At 50.5% G+C, this 11,711-nt stretch carries 10 protein-coding genes; all 10 read left to right on the top strand.

The window, feature by feature from the left end; all coding sequences use genetic code 11:
- Positions 1-155: 155 nt before the first annotated feature.
- Positions 156-1,160 carry a Gfo/Idh/MocA family protein gene (locus ACFQ03_RS15400; protein WP_379289243.1) on the top strand — a complete coding sequence of 335 codons (1,005 nt, stop codon included), beginning with the start codon at positions 156-158 and terminating at the stop codon, positions 1,158-1,160.
- Between the two features lie 13 nt (positions 1,161-1,173).
- Positions 1,174-2,106: an aldo/keto reductase gene (locus ACFQ03_RS15395; RefSeq protein ID WP_379289241.1), complete on the top strand. Its 933-nt coding sequence runs from the start codon at positions 1,174-1,176 to the stop codon at positions 2,104-2,106.
- 176 nt (positions 2,107-2,282) lie between these two features.
- Entirely contained in the window at positions 2,283-3,110 is an 828-nt protein-coding gene (locus ACFQ03_RS15390; protein WP_379289239.1) for an MBL fold metallo-hydrolase, read from the top strand.
- 71 nt (positions 3,111-3,181) lie between these two features.
- Positions 3,182-3,628, top strand: a complete 447-nt coding sequence (locus tag ACFQ03_RS15385) for a WGxxGxxG family protein (RefSeq protein WP_225312514.1) — start codon at positions 3,182-3,184, stop codon at positions 3,626-3,628.
- 94 nt (positions 3,629-3,722) lie between these two features.
- On the top strand, positions 3,723-3,890 hold the full coding sequence (locus ACFQ03_RS15380) for a hypothetical protein (RefSeq protein WP_186328268.1): 168 nt from the start codon (positions 3,723-3,725) through the stop codon (positions 3,888-3,890).
- Positions 3,891-4,073: 183 nt separating this feature from the next.
- Positions 4,074-5,747, top strand: a complete 1,674-nt coding sequence (locus ACFQ03_RS15375; protein ID WP_379289236.1) for a hypothetical protein — start codon at positions 4,074-4,076, stop codon at positions 5,745-5,747.
- A 133-nt stretch (positions 5,748-5,880) separates the two neighbouring features.
- Positions 5,881-6,831 (top strand): ABC transporter permease, encoded by a 951-nt coding sequence (locus ACFQ03_RS15370; protein ID WP_150959258.1) that lies wholly within the window; start codon positions 5,881-5,883, stop codon positions 6,829-6,831.
- Between the two features lie 40 nt (positions 6,832-6,871).
- The gene (locus ACFQ03_RS15365; protein ID WP_144934367.1) at positions 6,872-7,762 is read left to right on the top strand and encodes a carbohydrate ABC transporter permease; all 891 of its coding nucleotides are present in this window, start codon (positions 6,872-6,874) and stop codon (positions 7,760-7,762) included.
- 71 nt (positions 7,763-7,833) lie between these two features.
- Positions 7,834-9,681 carry a sensor histidine kinase gene (locus tag ACFQ03_RS15360; RefSeq protein ID WP_379289233.1) on the top strand — a complete coding sequence of 616 codons (1,848 nt, stop codon included), beginning with the start codon at positions 7,834-7,836 and terminating at the stop codon, positions 9,679-9,681.
- A gap of 14 nt (positions 9,682-9,695) precedes the next feature.
- On the top strand, positions 9,696-11,285 hold the full coding sequence (locus tag ACFQ03_RS15355; protein ID WP_379289245.1) for a response regulator: 1,590 nt from the start codon (positions 9,696-9,698) through the stop codon (positions 11,283-11,285).
- Positions 11,286-11,711: the final 426 nt, after the last annotated feature.

Here is an 11,711-nt window from a genome sequence, read left to right as displayed (position 1 = left end):
GAGGTTCCTTCGGGGTTCGCGTTCCAGGCATCTTAAATGACTGCCCACGCTAGCTTGACACTGACGGACAAAATCGTGTTATTGACATCTTATTATATTCATTTTAAAATTGCTGGTTTATAATAACAATAAATTTTTAACAAGGAGCTGAAGACATGAGCAGAAAGCTTCGCTGGGGCGTAATGGGATGCGCCAATATTGCCATTGGGTCCGTGATACCCGGGATTCAACAGTCTGCCCGGGGAGAAGTGGTCGCCATTGCGAGCCGGGACGAATCCAAGGCGCGGGAAACCGCCGGAAAGCTCGGTATTGCCAAATCCTATGGAAGCTACGAGGCGCTTCTGGAGGACGACTCGGTCGATGCCGTATACATCCCCCTCCCCAATCACCTGCATAAGGAGTGGACCATCCGCGCCGCAGAAGCAGGCAAGCATGTACTGTGTGAGAAGCCCTTCTCCATCGATGCCGGAGAAGCGAAGGAAATGACCGCAGCCTGTTCCCGGGCGGGCGTTCACTTGGCCGAGGCATTCATGTACCGTCATCATCCCCGGTATAACAAAATCCAAGAGATCATTGCCTCCGGAGAGCTTGGAGACCTGCGCGGGATTCATGGAGCTTTCACCTTCAACAGCTCGGCGAATACCGGCAATTTCCGTTTTAATCAAGCAATGGGAGGCGGCGCTTTATATGATATCGGGGTATATCCGATCAGTGCGGCTCGTTTGGTTACCGGTTCGGAGCCGGAAGCGGCCACTGTTCATGCCTTCTTCTCCGAGCACCATGACGGCGTCGATATGATGGCTTCCGGGCTGCTGGAGTTCCCGGGCGGGATCGCTCTGACCTTCGATTGCGGAATGTGGGCCGCCTCCCGCAACACACTCGAGATCTTGGGTACGGATGGCCGGATTGAAGTACCGTCTGCCTATGTGTGCGATCCGAACAGCCCTAGCGTCTTCTACGTCACCGTACGCGGACATAGACGGGAAGTCAAATTTCCGCCGATGAACCATTATTCCCTTCAGGCGGATGATTTTGCCGCTGTAGTATTGGATGAAGCCGCGCCGGCCTTCGGACAGCAGGATTCCGTATGGAATATGCGTGTGCTGGATGCGTGCCTGGAATCGGCCCGGACACGTTCGAGAGTCGTTATTCCACATTAGGAGGTTAGAGGCGATGAATTTTATCTCCATTAATGGTTTAGAGACGAAAGTATCGCAGCTCATTATGGGCTCAGACTATTTCATGCCGGAAAAGATCGATCTAGTGAGCGAAATCCTTGAGGCCTATATTCGTATCGGAGGGAATACAATCGATACCGCCCACATCTATTGCGGGGGCAAAAGCGAAGTCGCTATCGGCCTGTGGTTGAAGCAAAGGGGCAAACGTGAGGATATCGTAATTTTGACCAAGGGAGCGCATCACGATGCTGCGGGGCCGCGAGTTCATGCGGAAGCCATTCGCCAAGACTTGCTGGAAAGCCTCGAAAGACTGCAAACGGATTATGTAGACCTCTATGCCCTGCATCGTGACGATCCGAACGTTCCCGTCGGCCCGATTATGGAAGCGCTCAACAGCCACATCCAGGCAGGACGAATCCGGGCCATCGGCGCCTCCAACTGGACGCACCAGCGGATTCAGGAGGCCAACGATTATGCCGCACGGCATGGACTGACGGGCTTCTCCTTCAGCAGCCCCAATCTGAGCTTGGCCAAGGCCAAGGAGCCTTATTGGGAAGGCTGCGTGTCCGCAGACGCGGATACGTGCGCCTGGCATACGGCCAGCGGGCTTCCGCTGCTGTCATGGTCGTCGCAGGCCCGCGGCTTCTTCACGGGAAGATACCGCCCCGATGACCTGAGCGATCCGGACACGGTCCGCGTGTTCTACAGCGAGGCCAATTGGGAGCGCCTGCGCCGGGCGGAAGAGCTGGCCGCCAAGCGGGGAGTCACGGCGATTCAGATCGCTCTCGCTTACGTTCTGAATCAGCCCTTCCCGACCGCCGCCCTGATCGGGCCCCGGAATCAGGCCGAGATGGAGTCCTGCGCGGAAGCGACCCAAATCCGGCTGACACCGGAGGAAATTCGTTGGCTGGAAGACGTGGAAGCCTGATTTTTTTGTATCACTTGTATCACCCTCTATACTTCAAATCAAGCGGAGAACCTGATATAGGTTCTCCGTTTTTTGTATTCAGCAATCCTTTCAATCCTTTCCTGCAATCACGTATCTTACGGCGAAATTTTGGGCAAACCAACGAGGAAATCCTTTTTGGAAGGGAGAGTTCAATCTTGTTAAGAAACGAATCGGATCGCACGGTCGAAGCCACGGACAATGGACAGATTTCCGATATTCACCAGATCACCACACTAATCGTTAACCTCTATATGATCGGAAAACCGAAGGAATCCGGTGCGGCAGACTGGGTGCTGGTCGATACAGGCATCGGCCGCTTTGCGAACAAAATTATCGGTGCTGCCGAAGAACGATTCGGAGTAGGCAGCAAGCCGAAGGCGATCATTCTCACCCACGGACACTTCGACCATGTAGGCACCGTTATCGAGCTGGCCGATCATTGGGAAGTTCCCGTCTTTGCGCATTCGCTCGAGCTTCCTTACCTTACGGGGCGCAAGGATTACCCCCCTGCCGATCCTACCGTCGGAGGTGGGCTGATGGCCGGAATTTCTCCCCTCTATCCCAATGAAGGGATAGACTTGGGCGGCCGGATCGAGCCCCTGCCATCGGACGGCAGCGTTCCTTCCCTGCCGGAGTGGCGATGGATTCACACGCCAGGGCATACCCCCGGACACGTTTCCCTGTTCAGGGAGAAGGACCGGACGGTCATCGCGGGTGACGCTTTTATTACGGTCAAGCAGGAATCCGCTCTGTCCGTCATGACTCAGACCAGGGAAATCCATGGTCCGCCCGCCTATTTCACAACCGATTGGCAGCAAGCCCGAGAATCGGTTCGGAAGCTCGCTGCATTAAATCTGGCCACTGCCTATACAGGTCACGGTCAACCGATGTTCGGCCGGGATCTCGCCGGGCAGCTAGAGACTCTGGCCCGGGATTTCGACCGCTTGGCCATTCCGGACCAAGGCCGCTACGTTCACCAATAATCTGGCAGGTTTTGATGCTCATAATCCGGGAAACATCATATCACACTAACGGGGAGTGAGGAGGTGAGATAATGAAGAAGATCAGCTTGACCCTTATGTCTTTAGCTCTGTCCTTCATGTTTGCTTTGACGGCTAGCGCCGAGTCTTCTCCTGCTCCTACGACAACCAATCACACTTACGGAGTATCGGAGCCGACGGATAAAACGACCGTACCGACTCCCCCGGCAGGCTCACCTGATCCAAATACGACTGTAGATGGAGTTAGAGGTACCGGTCTAGACGGGACGCCCCGCGGCACAACCACTATGGATGGGACTAGAGGTACCGGCACAGACGGAACGACTCGCGGCACGGGCGTGACCTATAGACCTTACGGAACAAGAGCCCAGACCTACACTACCCGAGAAACGGGGAACTACGGAAACTGGAGCTGGTTAGGTTTGTTGGGTCTGGTGGGCTTGGCCGGCTTGACGGGCCGTAACCGCGAACGGAACGGAGACCGGGATCCCCAACGTTAATCTTCGGCATGAACCAAACTTCAAGATGGCTTGAATATCCAGGCGGATTTTCAGGCCGTTTTTTTCATCGGATGATAAGGAGATGCAGACGAGCATGAATGGATATGAGCCGCTGGATGCCCGCATTGAATACACGGTGTGGTACGATAACGGGCAGGATGACCAAGGTGTGGCTGAGTTCAACAATCGTGAGGAAGTGGATCAATTTAGCGCCCATAACCGGGTCATTCGCACGGAATTATTTATAGGAAACAAAGAATAGCAATTCGGATAGCCGTTCCGGTTCACGAAACAACCCGCTTTAATAGCGGGTTGTCGTCATCAATAGTAATTAGATTACCATCGAAAGTTAAAAAAATACTATAGGATTTCAACGTCTCCTTCGTTTACAATCTTATTTGTAATCGTTTTCAATTAGTTGACCATAACGAAGGGGATGAAAGGATTGAAGAATGTTAAATTCGGTACCACATTCATGCTGTTATGTTCGCTAGTCTTGATTTTATTCCTTGCCGCCTGTAATTCGGATAAGGGAGCTAACGAGCCGACACCGACGTCGGACACCACCAACAACAACAAGGATGGGGACCAAGGGCAAGGGCAGTCCAACTCTAACGATAAGAAGCTCACGCTGAAATGGTTCGTAAACGGCTCCAACAATTCAAGCTTGCCCCCTAAAGACAAAGACTTCGTAAGAAAGACCATTGAAGAAAAATTCAATGTCGACCTGCAAATTGAACATATGCAGCTCGGTGCGGATTTCACGACCAAGCTGAATCTGATGATGGCCGGCCGGGACGTGCCCGATATGTTCATGTCGGACGGTGCCGCATCCAACAATTACATTAAAGACGGGCTGACCCTGGATATGACCGGGCTCGTAACTCCGGAGAAAATGCCGAATTACTTCAAATACTGGGTTAAAGAGGATGAGCTGGAGCGTTATCAGGTACAGAACAAATTTATGCGCGCCCCGGTTCCGTTCCCCAAACAGCAATATGTTTCCTACTACGTTCGCAAGGACTGGATCGACAATCTGAAGGCCAAAGGGGTCGATGTCGATATCCCGACAAATTATGATGAAATGATCGAGGTCATGAAGGCGTTTACCTTCAATGATCCTGATAATAACGGGAAGGATGATACCAAAGGGTTTACAACCTTCGGCAACGGAACTCTCCCTTATGTCTATTGGCCGGAGTATTTGAAAAACGGGCTCTATGGATTGGGACTTGTGGACGATCAATTGGTCGACGGATATTCCGACCTGAAGGTCGGGCAAGTGCTGGATGATATTCGCAAGGTCATCGATATGAAGGTTGTGGACGAAGATTGGTATTTGCAAAAATCTGGCGAAGAACTCAATAAAGCTGCACAAGGAAAGGCCGGAATTTTCTGGGGATCCGCTCGATTCGCTGGACTCGACAACGATCCGAACAGCGTCCAGTTCAAAACAAAAGAGATTCTGAAATCCGCCGGGAAAACCGAGGATGCGGAAAAGGTTGATTGGCAGCCGTTTCATCCCTTTGCGGACACTGGTGTTGCGACAGAAGCCTTGCCCGGTGCCCCCTTTATGTTCGGTAAAGATGCACCGGCAGAGAATGTAGAAAGAACTCTGCAAATTCTGGACTGGATGGCCAGCGAGGAAGGGTTCCTGCTGGTCCGCTACGGGCAAGAGGGCGTTCACTACAAGAGAGACGGCAATACCATTACGCTGGATGCGGATGCCTACAAGCGGGATGTCGTCGACCAGGGGGATTTCCTGAACATATACCAGTTCTTCGCTGCGGCGGATGAGCCACAGGTGTTCGGGCTTGAGGTGGTCCGTCCCACGGAGACAGATCGCGACCGCGCCATCCTGGAGAAACTGAGAACTTATAAATACCTTCCTTCTATCGGAACGAACGTAGCTCCGCCGGAAGGGTATAATCTGGCCGATTTCCGCAATCAGTTATATTCGGTTCTGAGCAAGATCTTGTTCGAAGAACAGGATGCCTCCAACTGGCCGACATACCGCGAGGAGCTGATGGATAAATACGGCGGGCGGGCCGTCTTCGAAGCCTATGCGGAACAGATGTCCAAGGCTCATGGGCGTACAATTACTTTCAGAGACAAATAAATAAGTCGTTGTCGTATGGCGCTTGATGGTATGAATTGGCGGATATCGCGGGGAAAGCTACCTTTCTCTGCGGTATCCGATTTTTCAACAGACCAGCCAAGCTATTAATTTCTCGACAAAGGAGTCTGTGCAGATGAAACCAGAAATCGCTATGCCGCTAAAATCGAAAAAATCGAAGCCTAAAATCCAGTGGAAATCGATTTATCGGGCCCGTTGGTTTTACCTGATGATGCTTCCCGGTTTGGCTTACTATCTTATCTTCTCCTATTTGCCGATGGGCGGACTGATCATTGCCTTCAAGGATTACAACCTGCTCAAAGGAATTTGGGGCAGCGAATGGGTGGGGCTGGATAACTTCCGGAGAATTTTTGCCTCCCCCGATTTTTTCATCATTTTCCGCAATACGGTTCTTATAAGCTTTTATCGCATTATTTTCGGGATGTTCCCCGATGTTCTGCTGGCCTTGATCCTCAATGAAATCCGGGTAGCCTGGTTCAAGCGGATCGTACAGACCATTACTTACGGCCCCCACTTTCTCTCCTGGGTCATTGTATTCGGACTTGTATTCGCCTTCCTTGCTCCCGGCTCCGGGCTGTACACCCAGTTCCATCAGAACATGGGGTGGGGAGAGGTCAATCTGATGACCGACAAAAGCTTCTTCCGCCCACTGCTAATTATTACGGACTTATGGAAAAGCACCGGCTTCGGCGCCATCATCTACCTGGCTGCCTTAAGCTCCATTAACAGCGAGCTGTATGAAGCCGCAGTCGTTGACGGGGCCAGCCGCTGGCGGCAGATCTGGCACATTACGCTGCCGGGGATCCGGGATGTCTTCCTGCTGCTGCTTATCTTGCGTATCGGACATATTTTGGATGCCGGATTCGAGCAGGTGTTTATTTTCCTGAATGCCCGCGTTTATGAAGTCGGCGACATCATCGATACCTGGGTTTACCGGCAAGGTCTGGAGAAGCTGGAATTCAGCATTTCGTCCGCTACAGGCTTCTTTAAATCCATAGTCGGCTTTATTCTCGTCCTGGGAGCCAATAACCTATCCAAGAGAATGGGCGGCTCCGGAATTTGGTAAAAGTTGAACTTTAACTAGCATCAGGTTAGGAGGCATAGTTATGTCATTAGTACTGCATAAAACGAAAACAGATCGTGTCGTTGACGCCATTCTGTATATTATTCTCGGCTTGTTCGCCCTCGCCTGCTTGTTTCCAATCTATTATGTATTCATAATGTCCATTACGCCATTCTCGGAGGTGTTGAGCCGGGGCGGCTTCGTCATCATACCGAATTCCGTTACCTTCGATGCCTACAAGGAGATTTTCTCCAGCCAGCGCATTCCGCAGGCATTGAAGATTACCGTATTCGTTACCGTGGTAGGAACCGCCTTGAACCTTGCCACGACCATTCTGCTAGCCTACCCGCTATCCAAGAAATTCGTTCCGGGACGCAATTTCTTCCTGCTGGCCATCGTGTTTACGATGCTTTTTAACGGCGGACTGATCCCTACCTATCTCGTCGTCCGTGGAGTCGGATTGACCAATACGATCTGGGCGTTGATTATCCCGGGACTGGTCTCCGCTTTTAATATGCTGATTGTCAAGACTTACTTCCAGAACCTCCCCGACGAAATCGAAGATGCGGCGAAGGTGGACGGCTGCGGCGACTTTCAGACCATGTTTCGCATCGTGCTGCCCCTCTCCATGCCGATCATTGCAACGATAGGACTCTTCTACGCCGTCGGACATTGGAATGATTTTTTTAAGGCCATTCTATATATAAGCGATAAATCCCTCTATCCTATCCAGCTTGTTCTGCGCAATATGATCCAGAATCCGAACGTCAGCCAGGAGCTGCAATTGATGAACAGCCAGCTTATGCAGCAGCTTCCTCCGGAAACGATCAAGATGGCCACGGTCGTCGTAGCGATTCTGCCGATCCTTGCGGTTTATCCGTTTTTGCAAAAGTATTTTGTCAGAGGAATGCTGATCGGTGCGGTTAAAGGGTGATATTAAAGGGTTTCCCGGCCTTCTGATCGAATGAATAAATAACAACTTCATTCCCGGTTGGGAGGTCTGCCATGAAATTGATGCATTGGTTTGCAAATCGGTGGGTTGAATCCCTTCAGCTTCGGCTCACGGTTTACTTTCTGCTTATTCTGATCCCACTCGTCTTCATTAGTTTGTATGCCAACTTCAAATCGAAATCGATCCTCGACCAGCAAGTAAGCGAGCGCATACAGAACGCCATGTCGGGAGCGATGGAATACATTGATCTCACCATACAAAATGTAGAAGAGCTCTCCATGATTGTCGCCATGGACGGAAGCATCAATCAGAAGCTGACCCAACTGGATACGAAGACGCTTCCGCAGTCCAACTTCGACTTCGGTCAAGTATTGGCCAGCATAACCAACATTAATACGATTAATCCTTTACTGTCTCAAATTTCGATCCTGCATGCCTCATCCGGCACTATTCTGTCCACCCGTTTCGGAGGAAAGCGCATCGAGGATCTGGAAGCCCAGATATGGTATCAGGCGGTCATTAGCCATAATAAAGGAGCCGGCATCTGGCTAGTCCCCCGCCACAATGAACCCGGCTACGATATAGAGCTGGAATCTATCTTCAGTCCGAAGAGCGTCACTCTGATGCGGTTGATGGATTATTTCAGCCCCGACGCCAATAATGTCCTGATGCTTACGATCAATAAGCAGAAGCTGCTGCAGATGATCAGCAATCTGTCAGGCTCCGAGCAGGAGAACGTCTATCTGTTCAATGAAAATATGCAGTTGATAGTGTCCACCACGGAGGAGCCTCTGCCCTCTATGGCCGATACTCTGACCACCAAGAACGGAATGGTCGAAACGGCGACGGATCATGACAATGAGCTGTTTATCCGGCGGATTAATTCCAAGGAAACCGGATGGTCTCTTATTCTGCTGCAGCCGATTCATGCCATTCACCAGTCTTCGAATCATTTAAGCCAATACACTTACTATATAGTTGCTGTCAGTATTGTTCTAGCCGTTATTATTGCATGGGTCATCTATCGCGGAATATCTTCCCCTCTTGCCTCTCTGGCCTACGGCATGAAACAAATGAGGCAGGGTAATTTGAATACCCGACTGCCTATGGACCGAAAGGACGATTTCGGCAAGGTCACCCGCTCATTCAATGATATGGTAAAGGAGCATCGGGACTTGATCAAAAATAATTACGAACAGCAGCTATTGATGGCAAAAACGGAATTGAGATTGCTGCAATCTCAGATTAACCCGCATTTTCTGTACAATACATTGGACTCCATTTATTGGAAAGCAGAAAATTACGAGGCTGAAGAAATCAGCGAAATGGTACTGAATCTTTCGAAATTTTTCCGGACCAGTCTAAGCAAAGGGAAGGATGTCTTTACCATTGAGGAGACGTTGGAGCATTTAACCTATTATTTGACGGTTCAGCGGCTGCGCTATGCAGATCATTTCAGCGTACGCTTCGATATCGAAGAAGAGAGTAAACCGGTTCCGCTTCTCAAGCTGATACTGCAGCCTTTAGTGGAGAATGCCATCCTTCATGGGCTGGAGAAGAAGCCGGAAGGGGGAGAACTGAAGATTTCCAGCCGGATACGGGATGGCTTCCTTATTCTGACGGTGGAAGATAACGGGAAAGGAATCGACAGCGAGAAGCTCTCGGCCATTCGTCGGCAATTGGACAAAGTCTCTTATAATGACTATGCGAAATTTAGCGGGATTCAGCCGGTTTACTATGAATTTTTCGGTCTGAGGAATGTGAAGGCACGCTTGAAGCTGTTCTACAAGGAACAGGCTGATTTGGAGATTGAAAGCACACTGAATGTCGGAACGGCCATTACGATTACCATTCCCTTGGAAAGCTGCTATGAGATCGGAACAGGACAAGAGGAGGACTAGAGCCCGTGGATTTGATGATCGTCGATGATGAAATTCAATTGCTGGACAATATGGCCCGCAACATCCCGTGGGATGAGCATGGCATCGAGGTTGTCGCAACAGCGGAAAACGGCGCCGAAGCCTTGGAGCTCTTCCAGATCACCAAGCCGGATATCGTCCTGCTGGATATCCAGATGCCGGAGGTCGACGGCCTGACAGTAGCCCAGCAGATTACGGCGGCCAATCCCCGCGTCAAGGTTATTATCCTCAGCGGTTATGACGACTTCTCCTATGCCCAGAAAGCGGTGGAAATTAATGTCGTGAAATACTTGTTAAAGCCGGCCGGCTTCAAGGAAATTACGAATGCGGTTCTGGAAGCCAAGCGATTGATCAAGCAGGAGTTGGATGCTCTGTACAAGCAGGAGCAGCTGCAGAAAGCTTGGGAGGATCATCTGCCGGAATTGCGCAGCAACTTTTATTTAAACTGGGTGCTGGGGCAATATACCGGATGGGAGCTGGAAAAGCGCAGCCAGGACCTTATGATCGATCTGTCTTCGGTCCAGTACTACGCCGTTATCATTGTAGATATGGACCCTTTGGAGGAAACGGAGACACGCTTTACCGAAAGAGACAATTCCTTGCTCCGGTTCTCCCTGAATCAGATGGCCAAGGAATACTTACACGACATTCCCTGCCAAGTCCTGAAGGATTACGATGATTCCACCATCCTGCTGTTTATGGAGAAGAACGAGAGGAAATCCAGTGATTTCATGACGGAGATTCACCGGCTTACCTCCCGCCTGCTGGTCCTCGTGAAGGAATACTTAAAGGTAACGGCCAGTGCGGGAATCGGCAATGCGGTCGCCTCCAAGGAATCCATCTTCGAGTCCTATCAGCAAGCCCGCCGGGCGCTTCAGGAAAGAGTCATTTACGGGCATGATTTGGCCATCCCCTATCGCGGGCAGAAAGACAGAATGGCGGAAATTCCGTATAATCCGCCATTGGAAAAGATGCTCTCCAATGCATTGAAAGCCGGAAATGAGGACAAAGCTATTGAAGTCGTCGATGAACTGGTCCGGCTGGGAATCCATCGGGCGCAATCTGTAGAGCAGGTGCGGGAGATCGCTCTGTATTTCAGCAGCCTGTTCGTCAGGACGGTACATTCCCAAGGCTGGGCGATGCAGGAAGTCGTCGGGGACAATTATGTTTATTTCCAAAACCTGCATTCTCTGCAGACGAAGGAGAAGATTGTCCAATGGCTGTACAGTACGGTCCGCAGCATAACCCGCTATGCCAAACAGCTCAGCAGCTCGAACAGCCACCAGATTGTCGAGGAAATTATGAAATTCGTCGAGGCCGAACTCGACCAGCCGATCAACCTGCATACGATAGCGCAGAGATTATATGTCAATTCGTTCTACCTGTCGCGATTGTTTAAACAGGAAACCGGACAGTCATTCTCCCACTATGTGCTGGACAAGAAAATGAAGCTGGCCATGGAAAGGCTGAACGAGGGAACGAAGGTTTTGGAGACGGCGCGCTCGCTCGGTTATAAGGATGTCAGCTATTTTACTAAAGTATTCCGCAAATATTGGGGAGTTACCCCCGGTGAAGTAAGGGGTTAGGCATCTCGGGAGGCTCAAGGATAGCAGGCCGGATAAAAAGGAGTTTCTATTGAAGCCCGGCACAGAAGATGAACAACCCGGTATTAGAGGCAGCTTTTTTTGCCGGGTGGAAAATTATTCGATCCTATGTGGTAAGAAAAGCTTCTATATGAAGCAATTTCGGGGATGTTGTAAAATTGTTCCTTACCAGACGCTTTTCATGGCATGTGGGGAATTATTCCATGCGGTTTGCAGCTAGCTTGCTCCGAATCTGGGGTGAAATTTGAAAACTAAATGGATTTCATACAGTTAGATTTCTATATTCGGAAGAAATATGGAAACTAACTGGAAAACCTACAGCTAGTTTGCGCCAAAACTCCACGGCCCCCTAACGAAACTGGAGTCCTACCCTACAATATATTATTGTATTTCTTAGGGAGGCGACCA

The organism is Paenibacillus residui (genome assembly GCF_042677205.1).
Lineage (GTDB): Bacteria > Bacillota > Bacilli > Paenibacillales > NBRC-103111 > Paenibacillus_L > Paenibacillus_L residui.
The sequence above is the reverse complement of the archived record's forward strand: the minus strand, read 5'-3'. Positions and strand labels throughout refer to the sequence as shown.